General features: G+C 69.6%; 13 protein-coding genes. 8 read left to right on the top strand and 5 right to left on the bottom strand.

The window, feature by feature from the left end; genetic code table 11:
- Position 1: 1 nt before the first annotated feature.
- The gene (locus DA1_RS03165; protein ID WP_034390011.1) at positions 2–1384 is read right to left on the bottom strand and encodes a heavy metal sensor histidine kinase; all 1383 of its coding nucleotides are present in this window, start codon (positions 1382–1384) and stop codon (positions 2–4) included.
- Positions 1381–2070 (bottom strand): heavy metal response regulator transcription factor, encoded by a 690-nt coding sequence (locus tag DA1_RS03160; RefSeq protein WP_169807217.1) that lies wholly within the window; start codon positions 2068–2070, stop codon positions 1381–1383. The genes DA1_RS03165 and DA1_RS03160 overlap by 4 nt, the downstream gene beginning before the upstream one ends.
- Positions 2071–2234: 164 nt before the next feature.
- On the opposite strand from DA1_RS03160, the gene DA1_RS03155 reads away from it, so the two are divergent.
- The 7 genes from DA1_RS03155 to DA1_RS03125 all read left to right on the top strand — a co-directional run bounded on the left by DA1_RS03155 (position 2235) and on the right by DA1_RS03125 (position 11764).
- Positions 2235–2639 carry a hypothetical protein gene (locus DA1_RS03155; RefSeq protein WP_034398107.1) on the top strand — a complete coding sequence of 135 codons (405 nt, stop codon included), beginning with the start codon at positions 2235–2237 and terminating at the stop codon, positions 2637–2639.
- Between the two features lie 166 nt (positions 2640–2805).
- Entirely contained in the window at positions 2806–4140 is a 1335-nt protein-coding gene (locus DA1_RS03150) for a TolC family protein (RefSeq protein WP_034390009.1), read from the top strand.
- Positions 4141–4170: 30 nt separating this feature from the next.
- Positions 4171–5547: an efflux RND transporter periplasmic adaptor subunit gene (locus DA1_RS03145; RefSeq protein ID WP_034390007.1), complete on the top strand. Its 1377-nt coding sequence runs from the start codon at positions 4171–4173 to the stop codon at positions 5545–5547.
- A 23-nt stretch (positions 5548–5570) separates the two neighbouring features.
- Complete coding sequence (locus tag DA1_RS03140; protein WP_034390005.1) at positions 5571–8744, top strand: CusA/CzcA family heavy metal efflux RND transporter; 3174 nt, start codon at positions 5571–5573, stop codon at positions 8742–8744.
- 228 nt (positions 8745–8972) lie between these two features.
- Entirely contained in the window at positions 8973–10487 is a 1515-nt protein-coding gene (locus tag DA1_RS03135; RefSeq protein ID WP_034390003.1) for a purine-cytosine permease family protein, read from the top strand.
- Positions 10484–11236: a carbon-nitrogen hydrolase family protein gene (locus DA1_RS03130; protein ID WP_034390002.1), complete on the top strand. Its 753-nt coding sequence runs from the start codon at positions 10484–10486 to the stop codon at positions 11234–11236. The genes DA1_RS03135 and DA1_RS03130 overlap by 4 nt, the downstream gene beginning before the upstream one ends.
- 177 nt (positions 11237–11413) lie before the next feature.
- Entirely contained in the window at positions 11414–11764 is a 351-nt protein-coding gene (locus tag DA1_RS03125; protein ID WP_034390000.1) for a DUF4148 domain-containing protein, read from the top strand.
- A gap of 62 nt (positions 11765–11826) precedes the next feature.
- On the opposite strand, the gene DA1_RS03120 is transcribed toward DA1_RS03125, so the two are convergent.
- Entirely contained in the window at positions 11827–12249 is a 423-nt protein-coding gene (locus DA1_RS03120) for a hypothetical protein (RefSeq protein WP_013804415.1), read from the bottom strand.
- 118 nt (positions 12250–12367) lie between these two features.
- On the opposite strand from DA1_RS03120, the gene DA1_RS03115 reads away from it, so the two are divergent.
- Entirely contained in the window at positions 12368–13390 is a 1023-nt protein-coding gene (locus DA1_RS03115; protein WP_034389998.1) for a hypothetical protein, read from the top strand.
- A gap of 90 nt (positions 13391–13480) precedes the next feature.
- On the opposite strand, the gene DA1_RS03110 is transcribed toward DA1_RS03115, so the two are convergent.
- Together DA1_RS03110 and DA1_RS03105 are read right to left on the bottom strand one after the other, a co-directional pair.
- Entirely contained in the window at positions 13481–14992 is a 1512-nt protein-coding gene (locus DA1_RS03110; RefSeq protein WP_034389996.1) for an FAD-linked oxidase C-terminal domain-containing protein, read from the bottom strand.
- Between the two features lie 160 nt (positions 14993–15152).
- Positions 15153–16076, bottom strand: a complete 924-nt coding sequence (locus DA1_RS03105) for a LysR substrate-binding domain-containing protein (protein ID WP_012203013.1) — start codon at positions 16074–16076, stop codon at positions 15153–15155.
- Positions 16077–16078 lie beyond the last annotated feature (2 nt).

Below are 16078 nucleotides of genomic sequence, written 5' to 3'. Positions count from 1 at the left end.
TTCAGGCCGGGGAATCGCGCGGCGGGCTCGGGCTGTCGGGCAGCTCCAGGCCGATGCGCGTGAAGCCGCCTTCGGACTCGGCAAAGCAGCGCCCGCCGTGCATGCGCGCGATGGCGGCCACGATGGCCAGGCCCAGGCCATGGTTGCGGTCGGCCTGGCTGCGCGCGGCGTCGGCGCGGTAGAAGCGGTCGAACAGGCGCGGCAGGTCGGCGGGGGCTATGGTCGGGCCCCGGTTGAGCACCGCCAGCGCCACATCACCGGCGCCGCCGTGGTGGGCACAGGGCCGTGCGCCTATCTGCACGGTGATGGTGGAGCCGCGCTGTGCATAGCGTGTGGCATTGCCCAGCAGGTTGGACAGCGCCCGGCGCAGCAGCCGCGCATCGACCTCGGCGGCCGCGTCGCCCTGGACGACGACCTGCAGGTCGGCCTCCTGCAGCGCGGCCTCGTGGAAGTCGATGACCTCATGGGCCAGCGCGGCCAGGCTGGCCCAGGGCGCCAGGCGCGCGCCCTGGCCCCGGTCGGCCTGCGAGAGAAACAGCATGTCGGCCACGATGCCGGCCATGCGCCGCAGGTCTTCCAGGTTGGAGGCCAGCACCTCGCGCAGCTCGGCCTCGCTGCGCGGCTTGCGCAGGGCCAGCTCGCAGCTGCTGATCAGCGTGGTCAGCGGCGTGTTCAGCTCATGGGCCACGTCGGCGTTGAAGGCCTCCATCTGCCGGTAGGCCACGGCCAGCCGTTCCAGCAAGGCGTTGAATTGCGCGATCAGCGGGCGCAACTCCTGCGGCTGTCCGCTGTCGTCCAGGCGCCGCTGCAGGTCCTGGGCCGACAGCTGGCGCGTCTGCTCGGTCAGTTCGCGCAGCGGCGCCAGGCCCAGGCGCACCAGCCAGATGCCGGTCAACGACACCAGCAGTGCGCCGCCCACGGCGGCCAGGGCCAGCGTCCAGGCCAGCAGGGACAGCTGCCGGTCATCGTCGGCGCGGTCCAGGGTGAGCTGGGCCTGTGCATGCTGGCCACTGTCGGCCAGCACCACCTCGAAGCTGCGCTGCAGCGTGCGGCCCGGCGTCTTGGGAATGCGCAGACGCTCGTAGATCACGCGGCCCTGCAGGTCGGTGATGCGCAGCGACATCTCGTCCAGGCCCGTGAGAAAGTCGTCCAGCATGTGGGCCAGACCGGCCTCGTTGTGGGCGCTGCGGCTTTCCGTCATCAGGTGCAGCACGGCCTGCTGCTTGAGGTCCAGTGTCTCGTGCTGGTGCTGCTCCAGCGTCATCGAGGCCACCCCGTAGACGGCCGCGCACACCAGGCCCAGGCCCAGCATGGTCTGCAGCGCCAGCCAGCGCGACAGGCGCCGGCCCAGGTGGGGAATGTCGGCGGGGGCCTTGGCGTTCACGGTGCGCGCGACTCCAGCACATAGCCCATGCCGCGCACCGTGTGCAGCAGCGGCTGCTCGAAGGGCTGGTCCAGCTTCAGGCGCAGGCGGCGCACCGCCACCTCGACCACATTGGTCTCGCTGTCGAAATTCATGTCCCAGACCTGGGAGGCCAGCTCGGTGCGCGACAGCACCTCGCCCTGGCGGCGCAGCAGCAGGCTCAGCAGGTTGAATTCCTTGGCCGTGAGGTCCAGGCGCTGGCCGGCGCGCGTGGCGCGTCGGCGGATCAGGTCCAGCTCCAGGTCGGCCATGCGCAGCATGGTGGCCTCGGCCGCCGGATGCGCCGTGCCGACACTGCGGCGCAGCAGCACATGCATGCGCGCCACCAGTTCGGAGAAGGCAAAGGGCTTGACCAGGTAGTCGTCGGCGCCGCCCTGCAGGCCGCGCACGCGGTCCTCCACCTGGCCGCGCGCCGTCAGCATCAGCACCGGCGTCTGGCGCGACTGGCGCAGCGCCGCCAGCACGGCCAGGCCGTCGATGCCGGGCAGCATGCCGTCGAGCACGATGAGGTCGTAGGCCAGCTCGGTGGCCAGGTGCAGGCCGTCGATGCCGTCGTGCGCGACATCGACCACGAACCCCTCCTCGGTCAGGCCCTTGCGGAGGTAGTCGGCCAGCTTGATTTCGTCTTCGATGACCAGGACTTTCATGCCGAGCATTGTCGGGGAAGGGCATGGTTTGCCAAGATGACAAATTTGTCATGTGCCCGACAGCCACAGGTCGCCGCACGGCCCTAGACTCGCCGGCTTGGGGGAGTCGTGGTTGTGGGCAAACGCCATGCACGACAATCCCCACCTGCCCCATGCCCTCCTCCATGACCCGGCCCCGTCTCGCCGCCCTCGCCGTCCTCGTGATCGCGCTGCTGTTCCAGTGGAGCTGGATGGCGGCCGCTGCACTGTGCCGGCACGACGGGCATGAGACCCGGCACTTCGGCCACCATGTCCACGGCGTGAGCCTGCATGGCATGGGCGCCGAGCGCCATGCCAGCGCAGATCCGGGCGCTGGCGCCGAACCGGGGCAACCGGCAAAGAAGGCGGACCAGGGCCAGCCGTCGTCGCTCAGCGCCGATTGCTCCATGTGCCATGCCTGGGTGGCCGTCGCCACCCACTACGCCAAGGCCGCGCCGGTGGCGCCTCCCCCCATGCCATTCGCCGAGCCGCTGCGCCGCCATGCCTCGGCCGTGCTGCTGCGCCCCGATCGGCCCCGCTGGCAGGGCTGACGCCCCCTGCAGCCGCCGGCCGGGCATGGCCCTGTTTCTGCCCCGGACCGGCATTCCCTGAAATCCCCTCGCGCTCAGCGGCCATGGGCCGTGCGCGCCCGCCGCAGCGGCCTGACCGGCTGATGAACGATCAGGCCTGACCTGCGCGCGGGCAAGGAGTCCGTGTATGTCTTTCCCTTCGTCCTTTCCGTCGAGGACGGCTTCCCACGCACCATGGAGCGCCTGGCCCGGGCCGCGCGCCCTGCTGGTGATGGCCGTGCTGACCGCTTGCGGCGCCGTGCAGGCGGGCGAGCCTGCCGATGCGGCTGCGCCATCTGCAGCCGCTGTTTCCGAGTCCACACCGGCAGGCCCGCCGCTGGACCTGCAGCAGGCCCTGGCCCTGGCGCTGGACGGCAACCCCGGCCTGCGTGCGGCCCGCCGTGCGCTGGAGGCCAGCGATGGCGCCGTGCTCCAAAGCCGTGCCCGGCCCAACCCCGAGCTGGCCTGGTCGCAGGAGGACACGCGCCGCAGCACCCGCACACTGACCGTGCAGCTGAACCAGACCCTGGAAGTGGGCGGCAAGCGCGAGGCCCGCATGCGCGTGGCCGAGCGCGGTCGCGACCTGGCGCAGGCCGAGCTGGCGGGGGCCGAGGCTGCGCTGCGCGCCGACGTGGGCACGGCCTTCTTCGGCGTGCTGGCTGCGCAGCAGCGCGTGGTCCTGGCCGGGCAGACGCTGGAGATCGCCAGCAGTGCGCGCGAGGCCGCAGCCCGGCGCGTGGCGGCCGGCAAGGTGGCGCCGCTGGAGGAAACCCGGGCCCGCGTGGCCGAATCCGGCGCCCGCCTGGAGCAGGCCCAGGCCCGCTCGGGCCTGCGCGTGGCGCGCGGCCAGCTGCAGGCGCTGTGGGGCGAGCGAGTGCGCCCCTTCGGCCAGGCCGAGGGCGCGGTGGACGCCCTGCCCCAGCTGCCTGAGCTGGCCGCCCTGCAGCAGCGCATCGAACAGGCTCCCGCCGTGCTGCGTGCGCGCCAGGCGCTGGAGCAAAGCCGCGCCACGGCCGACCTGGAGCGTGCGCGGCGCCTGCCCGATCCCACCGTCAGCCTGGGCGTCAAGCGCGCCACCGAGGTCGGGCGCAACCAGCTCGTGGTCGGCGTCTCCGTGCCCCTGCCCGTGCTCGACAGCAACCGGGGCAACCAGCTGCAGGCCCTGCGCCTGGCCGACCAGGCCGAGGAGCAGTTGCTGGCCACGCGCGTTCAGCTGCAGGCCCAGCTGTTCGAGGCGCGCGAGCTGCTGCAGGCCAGCCGCGAGCAGGCGCGCCAGCTGGCCGAGGAGGTGCTGCCCACGGCGCGCACGGCCTACGAGCTGGCCTCGCGCGGGTTTGCGCTGGGCAAGTTCGGCTACCTCGACGTGCTGGACGCACAACGCACCTGGTCCGAGGCGCGCAGCCAGTACCTGGACCAGCTGCTGGCCACCCACCGCGCCGCCGCCGACATCGACCGCCTGCTGGGCACCGAATCCGGCCTCTGATTCCGATAGCAACCTGATTGCATCCAGACCATGAACACCAAGCCCTCCTCCTCCCCCCTCGGACCGCGCCGCACCCTCGTGGCCATTGCCGTCATCCTGGCCCTGGGCGCGCTGGCCGCCACGCTGATCCTGCGCAGCGGCACGCCAGGCGCTGCCAAGGCCGACAGCCATGGCCACGGCCACAGCGAGGCCGCAGGCCATGCCGATGGCGAGCACCACGGCGCCGCCGCAGCCGCAGCCGATGGCCACAAGCACGACGAAGGCCATGCCGACGATGAACACCATGAAGACTCCAAGGCGGAAAAAGCCGAGGCCAAGCCTGCCGCCCAACCTGCCGCCAAACCGGCTGCAGAAGCCGGCCATGGCGACGAAGAAGGCCTGATCGCCATGGACGCCCAGCGCATGCAGGCGGCCGGCGTGCGCCTGGCCGAGGCCGGTCCGGCCACCGTGCGCTCCGTGCTGCAGCTGCCCGGGGAGATCCGCTTCAACGAAGACCGCACGGCCCACGTCGTGCCGCGCGTGGCCGGCATTGCCGAGAGCGTTCCCGCCAACCTGGGCCAGAACGTGAAGAAGGGCCAGCTGCTGGCCGTGCTCAGCAGCGCCGCCGTGTCCGAGCAGCGCAGCGAACTGCTGGCCGCCAGCAAGCGCCTGGAGCTGGCCCGCACCACCTACGCACGTGAAAAGCAGCTGTGGGAGGAGAAGGTCTCGGCCGAGCAGGACTACCTGCAGGCGCGCCAGGCGCTGCGCGAGGCCGAGATCGCCGTCTCCAACGCCCAGCAGAAGCTGGCCGCCACGGGCGCCGGTGCCGGCGGTGGTGCGGGCGGGCTCAACCGCTTCGAGCTGCGTGCGCCGTTTGACGGCGTGATCGTGGAAAAGCACCTGTCCGTGGGCGAGGCCGTGCAGGACACCACCCAGGTCTTCACCATCTCCGACCTGCGCAGCGTCTGGGCCGAGATGCGCGTGTCCGCCCCCGACCTGCCTGCCGTGCGTGTGGGCGAGAAGGCCACGGTGCGCGCCACGGCCTTCGACTCCTCGGCCACGGGCGAGGTGGCCTATGTGGGCGCACTGATCGGCCAGGACACGCGCACGGCCCCCGCGCGCATCACCCTGCCCAACCCCGACGGCGTGTGGCGCCCGGGCCTGTTCGTGAACGTGGAGCTGACGGCATCGTCCCGGCAGGCGCCGCTGGCCGTGGCCACGCAGGCGCTGCAGAAGATGGAGCAGCAGACCGTGGTCTTCGTGCCCGTGCAGGGGGGCTTTCGCGCCCAGCCCGTGCGCATGGGCCGCGCCGACGGCAAGACCACCGAGGTGCTGGAAGGCCTGAAACCCGGCCAATCCTACGTGGCCGAGGGCAGTTTCATGCTCAAGGCCGAGCTGGGCAAGGCCACGGCCGAGCACTCCCATTGATGCGGGCATGAACGGAGAACTCCATGTTTGAACGCATCATCCGATTTGCCATAGAGCAGCGCTGGCTGGTCCTGCTGGCCGTGCTGGCCATGGCGGGCCTGGGCATCTACAACTACCAGCGCCTGCCCATCGACGCCGTGCCCGACATCACCAATGTCCAGGTGCAGATCAACACCCAGGCCAGCGGCTACTCGCCGCTGGAGACCGAGCAGCGCATCACCTATCCCATAGAGACGGTGATGGCTGGCCTGCCGTATCTGGAGCAGACGCGCTCGCTGTCGCGCTACGGCCTGTCCCAGGTCACCGTGGTGTTCAAGGACGGCACGGACATCTACTTTGCGCGGCAACTGGTGGGCGAGCGCATACAGCAGGCGCGCGACAGCCTGCCTGCCGGCATCACGCCCACGCTGGGCCCCATCTCCACGGGCCTGGGCGAGATCTACCTGTGGACCGTGGAGGCCGAGGACGATGCGAAAAAGCCCGACGGCACGCCCTACACGCCCATGGACCTGCGCGAGATCCAGGACTGGGTCATCAAGCCGCAGCTGCGCAACGTGCCCGGCGTGACCGAAATCAACTCCATCGGCGGCTACGCCAAGGAGTACCTGGTGGCGCCAGCGCCCGAGAAGCTGGCGGCCTACGGCTTCACGCTGGCCGACATCGTCACCGCCCTGCAGCGCAACAACAGCAACGTGGGTGCGGGCTATATCGAGCGCCAGGGCGAGCAGTACCTGATCCGCGCGCCGGGCCAGGTCGGCGGCATCGCCGACATCCGCGAGGTCATCGTGGGCTCGGCCCAGGGCCAGCCCATCCGCATCCGCGATCTGGCCGAGGTGGGCCTGGGGCAGGAGCTGCGCACGGGAGCGGCCACCGACAACGGCCGCGAGGTGGTGCTGGGCACGGTGTTCATGCTGATCGGCGAGAACAGCCGCACCGTCTCGCGCGCCGTGGACCAGCGCATGGCCGAGATCAACCGGGGCCTGCCCCCGGGCGTCAAGGCCATCACCGTCTACGACCGCACCAACCTGGTGGACAAGGCCATCGCCACGGTCAAGAAGAACCTGGTGGAGGGCGCGGCCCTGGTGGTGGTCATCCTCTTCCTGTTCCTGGGCAACCTGCGCGCGGCGCTGATCACGGCGCTGATCATCCCGCTGTCCATGCTGTTCACCTTCACGGGCATGGTGCACTACAAGGTCAGCGCCAACCTCATGAGCCTGGGGGCGCTGGACTTCGGCATCATCATCGACGGCGCCGTGGTCATCGTGGAGAACTGCGTGCGCCGCCTGGCGCATGCGCAGGAGGCGCGAGGACGGTCGCTGACGCGCAGCGAACGCTTCCATGAAGTCTTCGCCGCCGCGAAGGAAGCGCGCCGCCCGCTGCTGTTCGGCCAGCTCATCATCATGGTGGTCTACCTGCCCATCTTCGCGCTCACGGGTGTGGAGGGCAAGATGTTCCATCCCATGGCGCTCACGGTGGTCATCGCGCTGGCCGGCGCCATGCTGCTGTCCATCACCTTCATCCCGGCGGCGATTGCGCTGTTCATGGGCGACAAGGTGGCCGAGAAGGAAAACCGCCTCATGGGCTGGGCGCGCCGCGCCTATGCGCCCGTGCTGGCGCGCGTCATGGCCGCGCCCGCCGTGGTGCTCACGGCCGCCGCCGTGGCCGTGGCGCTGAGCCTGCTGCTGGCCACGCGCCTGGGCAGCGAGTTCGCCCCTAACCTCAACGAGGGCGACTTCGCCATCCAGGCGCTGCGCATCCCCGGCACCAGCCTTACGCAGTCGCTGCAAATGCAGATGCAGATCGAGACGGCGCTCAAGAAGGAGTTCCCCGAGATCGACCGCGTGTTCGCGCGCACCGGCACGGCCGAGATCGCCTCCGACCCCATGCCGCCCAACATCTCCGACGGCTACATCATGCTGAAAGCCCGCAGCGAGTGGCCTGACCCGGCGCGCCCGCGCGAGGACCTGCTGGCCGCCGTGCAGGCGCTGGTGGACAGCATCCCCGGCAACAACTACGAGTTCTCCCAGCCGATCCAGCTGCGCTTCAACGAGCTGATCTCGGGCGTGCGCAGCGACGTGGCCGTGAAGATCTTCGGCGACGACATGGCCGTGCTGGAGAAAAGCGCCCAGACCGTGGCCGGCATGCTGCAGCAGATTTCGGGCGCCTCCGAGGTCAAGGTCGAGCAGGCCACGGGCCTGCCCATGCTCACCGTGCAGATCGACCGCGAAAAGGCCTCGCGCTATGGCCTGAACATGGGCGATGTGCAGGACGCCATCAGCACCGCGATGGGCGGCACCGAGGCCGGCACGGTATTCCAGGGCGACCGGCGCTTCGACATCCAGGTGCGCCTGCCGGACGCCGTGCGCAACGACCTGCAGGTCCTGAGCCGCCTGCCCATCGCCCTGCCGCGCGGGGCGGACGGGCGCATCGGCTTCGTGCCGCTGTCGGCCGTGGCCACGTTCGAGACCGCGCCCGGCCCCAACCAGGTCAGCCGCGAAGACGGCAAGCGCCGCATCGTGGTCAGCGCCAATGTGCGCGGGCGCGACATGGGCTCCTTCGTGGGCGAAGCACAGCAAAAGCTGCAAGGCCTGTCGCTGCCGCCCGGCTACTGGACGCGCTGGGGCGGCACCTTCGAGAACCTGGAGTCGGCCACGCGCCGCCTGCAGATCGTCGTGCCCGTGGCCCTGCTGATGGTCTTCGTGCTGCTGTTCGCCATGTTCGGCAATGTGCGCGACGGGCTGGTGGTCTTCACGGGCATTCCGTTCGCGCTCACGGGCGGCATCCTGGCGCTGTGGCTGCGCGACATACCGCTGTCCATCTCGGCGGCGGTGGGCTTCATCGCGCTGTCGGGCGTGGCCGTGCTCAACGGCCTGGTCATGATCTCCTGGATCAGAACCTTGCGCGAACAGGGCGCCAGCGTGCCCGACGCCGTGACCGAGGGCGCGCTCACCCGGCTGCGCCCCGTGCTGATGACGGCGCTTGTCGCCTCGCTGGGCTTCGTTCCCATGGCCATTGCCACGGGCACGGGCGCCGAGGTGCAGCGTCCGCTGGCCACGGTGGTGATCGGCGGCATCCTGTCGTCCACGCTGCTGACCTTGCTGGTGCTGCCGCTGCTGTACCGTCTGGTGCACCGCAACGACCCGTCGGAAGCGGACGCCGCAGGCGCAGTGCCCACGGCATCGGCACCAGCCGCGTAGCACGCCACCCACGCCACCCACGCCCCCCATGCCGCCTGGCAGGCCCTGTGGCAGCCAGGCGGCGCGGGGTTTTCTTCATGCCCGGCCGCCTCGGCACCAGGGGCTGGCCGGCTGGCCAAACATCTTTTCCAGTCGATGTGAACGTCGCGCATCAGGCATGGAGCGGCGGCAGGCTCCTGCCTAGAATTTGTCCCACAACAGCAAGGACAACGGGAGGGAGACAAGGCCATGAACAGCCCCGCCAGCGGACAGCACGGCCGTGGCCGCATCGCCGTGGAGAGCCGGTCCATCGACTGCATTCCCGACAGCGAGCGTCACGCGCGGCTCGCCGACCAGGGGCCGTTCTGGTTCCTGGGCAACTTCCACTTCTTCACGCTTTCCATCGGCTTCGTCGGCCCGTCGCTGGGGCTCTCGGCGCCCTGGAGCGCCCTGGCCGGCACGCTGGGCATCATGTTCGGCACGCTGTTCATGGCGCTGCACGGCGCGCAGGGGCCGCAGCTGGGGCTGCCGCAGATGATCCAGTCGCGCGCGCAGTTCGGCTTTCGCGGCGTCACCCTGCCGCTGTGCGCCACGCTGCTGGTGTTCACGGGGTTCAACGTCGTCAACGTCTCGCTCATCATGCAGGGCATGCAGGCCGTGTTCGGCCTGCCGCCAGCGCCCACGGCCTGCGTGGCCGTGGCGGTAGGCGCCTTGCTGGCAGTCTGCGGCCACGATGTGATGCACAGGGCCTTCCGCTGCGCGCTGATGCTGGCGCTGCCGCTGTATGCGCTGGCCACGCTGGCGTTGCTGGCAGGCGTGGGCGAGCCCGCCTTGCACGTTCGGCCGGAGCCATTGCCAGGATTCGCATGGAGCGCCTTTGCCGCGCAGTTCACCATCGCTGCCAGCTACAACATCTCCTATGCGCCCTATGTGTCCGACTATTCGCGGTACCTGCCGCGCCATACCGCGCCCCGGCGCCTGATCGCAGCCATCTTCCTGGGCGCATCGCTGTCCGGGGCCTGGATGATCGGGCTGGGCGCGTGGATGGCGCAGCGGCTGCAGGCCGGCGACGCGCTGGCGGCGCTGGGACGGATCGGCACCGGCCTGTTCCCGGTCGCGGACCGGCTGCTGCCTGCCCTGGCCGTCGTGGCCTTCGTGCCCATCATCGCCCTCAACACCTACAGCGCGGCGCTGACCGTGCTCACGGCAGCGGATTCGCTGGGCGGCCTGCGCCCCACGCGCAGTGCACGCAAAGCACTCGGCACACTCGGTGCACGCATCGGTGCCATCGCCGCCATCAGCGCCGCCATCCTCGCGTGCGTGCTGTCCATCCAGGGCAGCGGCGTGGCATTGCTGCACTCCTTCCTGGCGCTGCTGCTGTACTTCCTGGTGCCGTGGACGGCGGTCAACCTCGTGGACTATTTCCTGGTGCGCAAGGGCCGCTACGCCATCGCCGATTTCTTCACGCCACAAGGCATCTACGGCGCCTGGGGCTGGCGCGGCATCTGCGCCTATCTGGGCGGCTTTGCGGCCATGGTGCCCTTCTTCCACATCCACGACGCCACGGATGGCCATGCGGTCTTCATCGGCTGGGCTGCGCAGCGGCTCGGCGGCGTGGACTTCGCCTGGCTGCCGGGCATTCTCGTAGCCGGCGGCCTTTACTGGGTGCTGGCCCGCAACCTGGATCTGCAGGCCGAGGAGGCCGCCAGTTGCCAGCCGCGGCAGGACAGCCACCCTTTGCATCTCAAGGAGCGCACACCATGACGGAGCACCGCATCCGCATCATCCAGCCCCGTCTGCGCGACGGCGACATTGCCGGCAACCTGGCGATGACGCTGAAGACGATCAGGGCCAGCGCAGGGCAGGCCGACCTGCTGGTCTTTCCCGAAACCTGCATCAGCGGATTTCCCCGGCCGGACAACGTGGCGCAGCTGGCCGAGCCGCTGGACGGCCCCTCGGCCACCGCGCTGCGCGAGGCCGCGCGGCAAGCCGGCGTGGCCGTCGCCATCGGCCTGGCCGAAGCGGACCGGGGCCGCCACTTCAATGCCGGCCTGCTGATCGATGCCGACGGGCAGGTGCTGCTGCACTACCGCAAGACCATGCTCTACGACTCGGACCACGGGGTCTTCGAGGCCGGAGATCGCCAGCCCGTCTGCACATGGCGCGGCCTGCGAGTGGGAATGCTGATCTGCTTCGACATCGAGTTTCCGGTACCGGCCCGCGCCCTGGGCGTGCAGGGCGTGGACCTGATCGTGCTGATGGACGGGATGATGCACCCCTACGGCCACATCCATCGCCACGCCGTGCCCGTGCGCGCCATGGACAACCAGTGCTACATCGCCATGGCCAACCGCGCCGGTCCCGGCGACAGCTACGCCTTCTGCGGCGAAAGCCAGTTCGCCGATCCCTTCGGCCAGACGCTGGCGCGCATCGCGGGCGATGCCGAGGGCCTGCTGGACGTGCGCCTGGACCCTCTGGCGCCCGGCCGAGCGCGTGCGCAGTACCGGGGGTGACGAGCGCCGAGGCGCCACCGTGGCGCGGTCATCTGTGTCGGTTGTATGACAGCAATGTCACCATCCTGTGGGGCTGGTGTGGGCACGTGATTTCTACATTGGAGTCCTCTCCTCGGCGTTCCGCATCGCGGGGCGTGGGGAGAACGAATTACCAACGTGCCTGAAAGGAATCACATCATGTCGCAACGCCGCTTCACCCCCGCCACCCTCATCGCCGGCCTGGCCGCATCGGCAGCGCTGCTGCTGCCCGGCATGGCATCGGCGGCCGGATACATCCACCCGGCCAACAACGAGGCGGGCGCCGTCGTCCACCCCGAGCATTTCAAGAGCAGCAAGACACGCGCCCAGGTGACGGCCGAGGCCGAGGCAGCCGTGCGCCAGGGCGGCACTTCGCGCTTCAATGCCAGCGTCTATCCGGCTCCCGCACCGCAGACCGGCGCGGGCAAGACACGCCAGGAAGTGATCAATGAACTGATCAACGAAACGCCTGCCCAGCGCGATGCACGCCAGCGTGCCATGGGTGGCTGATGCGCAGGCGGGGCCCGTGCCCCGCAGGTGCCGGATCAATGCAAACCCGACGCGCCGCCTGGCTACGAGCCTGCGGCGCGTTCCGCTTCCTCGGCATCATGGGCGCGCGCAATGGCCAGGATCACGTCGCGCGCCAGCCGGCGCTTGGGCACGGGAAGGCGCAGGTAGATCTTGAACAGCTCGTTGTCCTCATAGCCCAGGCCTGCGGACCAGGCGCTCTTGGGTTCGCGCACCTCGCGAACCTGCTGCGGCGAGCGCAGGAACTCCTCCAGCGGCACCTGCAGCCAGTCGGCGAGCGCAGCGAGTTTCTTGGCGTTGGGCATGGTCTTGCCAACCAGCCAAAGGCGCACGCCGTGCTGGGACATGGGCTTGCCCCAGAAACGGGAATTGAACTCGTGCTCCAGCACGGCAGGCCTGGCTTCATAGCCCTGGGCCTGCATCGAATCACGTAATTTTTGAGCAAACCGCTGCTTTGCATCCTGCATGCGCGAACGCTATGGGATTGGTCTGATTGAGATGTGAGTATTGATAAAAATCACATCTCTTTTTGATTGATAGTTAATATCAACCATCGATCTGGAAATCACATGCACGGGGGAGCAAATGCGTTGGCAACGAGTGTGGCTGCTGCCCTCGAGCCTTGTACTGGTGCTGGGCGGTTGCGGCGGTGACGACGGTGATGTCCTGGCGGTGCGGGCCGCGTCCTGGGGCGGTGCATCGGGGGTTTCGATAGGCCAGGTGCTCCAGGAGAGGAACGCATGCGCGCGCAGTGCATGGCGCAGCGTGGGCGATGGAAGCGGCGGGCGCATCGTCGAGTACACCTGCGAGAGATCAGGCACGCATGAATACCTGCAGCTGCGTCTGCGCCAGGATGCCGAGCAGCTGCAGCAAGCGGCCGATGGCGAGCAGGCGCGGTTCGAGGCCCGGCTGCGTGGCGGCTGGCGCGAATTGCTGATGCTGGAGCGCCAGCGCCAGGAGATGCTGGGTCGCCATCGGCTTGAGGCGCAGAAGGACGCGGAACGCATGCGCCTGCACCTGGAAGACCTGCGCATGCTGGAGGAAATGACAGACTGCCGCAGCTTCCGTCCGCAAGGGCTGGGCGCCGAAGCAGCTCCGCAGCGGCTGGTGCTGGCCGCCGACGCTTGCGTGCGCTCCGGGCGCCCCGCCGAGCCGGTCTACGCACGTGAACGCAAGCAGACGCTGGAGCGCATGCGTGCAGCCCTGCCGCGCTACGACGAGGCCCGGCTGGGGCGCGAGGCGGCTCTGCGGGCGCTGGAGCGCACGCTAGAGCAGCAGGAGGCGGCGCTGCGCAGACTGGAGGAGGACCGGCCCGAGACAGGGGAGCGCATCCGCAGATCCCTGGCCGAGCGGCTGGAGGCGATGCGCCTGCGGCTGAACCAGGTCGGCCGTGTGCGCGAACTCACGCGCTGGGGCGTGGCCGGCGCGCGCGTGGCCTACCTGGACACCGCCTTGGCGATGGAATGCGGCATGCGCACCCTGTCCCATGCCGTACCACTGGAGGCCATGATCGAAGACCTCGCGGAGGACCTGGCCGTGCCCCGGCAGGAAGCTGCGCTGGCCCGCGCGCTCGATGGGCTGTGGCTGCGCTGCCTGCAGCAGCCGTGACCAGCGGGTTGCATGCCTCTCGTTGCACAGTGCTCTTTGCACGGAGCCGGTTGCACCGCGCCCGTTGCACGTCGCCGGTTGCACCGCGCCTCAGAATCTCGGCAGGTCCGGGTGTGAGATCTGGCCGCCGCGCACCAGCATCTTTCCGTACTCGGCGCAGCGGTTGAGCGTGGGAATCACCTTGCCGGGGTTGAGCAAGGCCTGCGGGTCGAAGGCGGCCTTGAGCGCGAACATCTGGTCGTTCTCGGCCGTGGTGAACTGGGTGCACATGGAGTTGAGCTTTTCCACGCCCACGCCATGCTCGCCCGTGACCGTGCCGCCCATGGCCACGCTGGTCTCCAGGATGTCGGCGCCGAACAGCTCACAGCGGTGCAGCTCGTCGGGGTCGTTGGCATCGAACAGGATCAGCGGGTGCAGGTTGCCGTCGCCCGCGTGGAAGACGTTGGCGCAGCGCAGGCCGTATTTCTTTTCCATCTCCTGGATGGCCAGCAGGATGTCGGCCAGGCGCTTGCGCGGGATGGTGGAGTCCATGCACATGTAGTCGGGGCTGATGCGCCCGCTGGCGGGAAAGGCGTTCTTGCGCCCGCTCCAGAAGCGCAGGCGCTCGGCCTCGCTTTCGCTCACCGTGATGGCCGTGGCGCCCGCGCTGCGCAGCACTTCGCTCATGTGGGCGATCTCTTCCTCGACTTCCTCTGGCGTGCCGTCGCTCTCGCACAGCAAGATGGCCTCGGCCGTGAGGTCGTAGCCGGCCTTGACGAAGTCCTCGACGGCGGCCGTCATGGGCTTGTCCATCATCTCCAGCCCGGCCGGGATGATGCCGGCCGCGATCACGGCGGCCACGGCGTCGCCGGCCTTGCGCACGTCGTCGAAGCTGGCCATGATGCAGCGCGCCAGCTGGGGCTTGGGGATCAGGCGCACGGTGACTTCGGTGGTCACGGCCAGCATGCCCTCGCTGCCGACCAGGATGGCCAGCAGGTCGAAGCCCGGCGTGTCCAGCGCCGTGGAGCCGAACTCCACCGGCTCGCCCTCCACGGTGAAGCCGCGCACCTTGAGCACGTTGTGCACCGTCAGCCCGTACTTGAGGCAGTGCACGCCGCCCGAGTTCTCGGCCACGTTGCCGCCGATGGTGCAGGCGATCTGGCTGCTGGGATCGGGCGCGTAGTACAGGCCGAAGGGCGCGGCGGCCTCGCTGATGGCCAGGTTGCGCACGCCGCACTGCACCACGGCCGTGCGGCTGGCCGCATCGACCTGGAGGATCTTGTTGAACTTGGCCAGCGACAGCGTCACGCCCATGGGATGGGGCAAGGCACCGCCCGACAGCCCGGTGCCCGCGCCACGCGCGATCACGGGCACCTGGATGGCGTGGCAGGCTCGCAGCACGGCCTGGACCTGGGCCTCGGTCTCGGGCAGGCAGACCACCAGCGGGCGCTGGCGGTAAGCCGTGAGGCCGTCGCATTCATAGGGCGTGGTGTCCTCGGCGTTCCACAGCAGGGCATGGGCGGGCACATGGCGGGCCAGCGCGGCCACGACCTCGGCCTGGCGCCGTGCGCGCTCCGAGACTGTGGGCTGCTGGTGGGCCGCATCGGCGGCGGCCGACGCCATGGCGCCGGGAGCGGGGCTGGCTGGGGAGCTGGCGGGAGTCATGGAGCCTGACTTTAGGCGATGCCGCCGTCTTTGTGCAGCGGGGCTGCGCTGATGTTTATTGCAACGGCGCGTGAAATCCGCTAAATCCGTGAAATCCGCGAAATCAGTTATGGGCGCCTCAGCAGGCCATCGCCCTCTTCAACCATTCAGCAAAGGCCGCGCATTCCCAGCGGTCCATGGTGCCGGTACGCCAGCACAGGTAGTGGGCATGGGGGCTGGCCGTGTCCACGTCGAACAGGCGCACCAGGGTGCCGTTGTCCAGCCAGGGCGCGCCCAGCTTGTGGCGCACCAGGGCGATGCCCATGCCTGCCGAGGCCGCGTCGCACATCAGGCCGATGTCGTTGAACTGCGAGCCCTCGTGCGGCTCGGGCCAGTCCAGGCCGGTGGCGCCGAACCAGGTGCGCCAGGGCTCCAGCGGGCTGCGCAGCAGGGGCATGCCTTCCAGGTCCTGGGGCTGCTCGAAGGGGCCGTGCTCGCGGATGAAGGCCGGCGAGGCCAGCGGCGTGACCACGTCGCGCGCCAGCTCGATGTGCTCCACATCGGCATAGTGGCCGGGGCCGAAGCGCACCATCAGGTCGGCATCCTCGGCCACCACGTCCAGCAGCGGGATGGAGACCTGCAGGGCGATGTCGATCTCGGGATAGGTTTCCGTGAACTGGCGCAGGCGCGGGATCAGGATCACGCGCGCAAAGGTGGGCGTGACGGCGAGCTTGAGCCTGCGGCGGCCCGGCGCCGTCACCTCGCCCGGAAAGCGCTGCAGCGCGCCCAGGCCCTCGCGCACGTGGGACAGGTAGGCGCTGCCTTCGGTGGTGAGCGAAAAGTCCGAGCGGCCGAACAGCCGCGTGCCCAGGATCTGCTCGAGCTGGCGCACGCGGTGGCTGACGGCGCTGGGCGTGACGCACAGCTCCTCGGCCGTCTGCGTCACGCTGCGCAGCCGCGCCAGCGCCTCGAAAGTGAGCAGGCACTGTATGGGCGGAATGCGGCGGGCGCCGCTGCCGGGCGGGGCAAAGCCGCTGCCGGCGGCAAGGGTCACGTTCGCCATGG

Source organism: Delftia acidovorans NBRC 14950 (assembly GCF_001598795.1).
Lineage (GTDB): Bacteria > Pseudomonadota > Gammaproteobacteria > Burkholderiales > Burkholderiaceae_C > Comamonas > Comamonas acidovorans.
The sequence above is the reverse complement of the archived record's forward strand: the minus strand, read 5'-3'. Positions and strand labels throughout refer to the sequence as shown.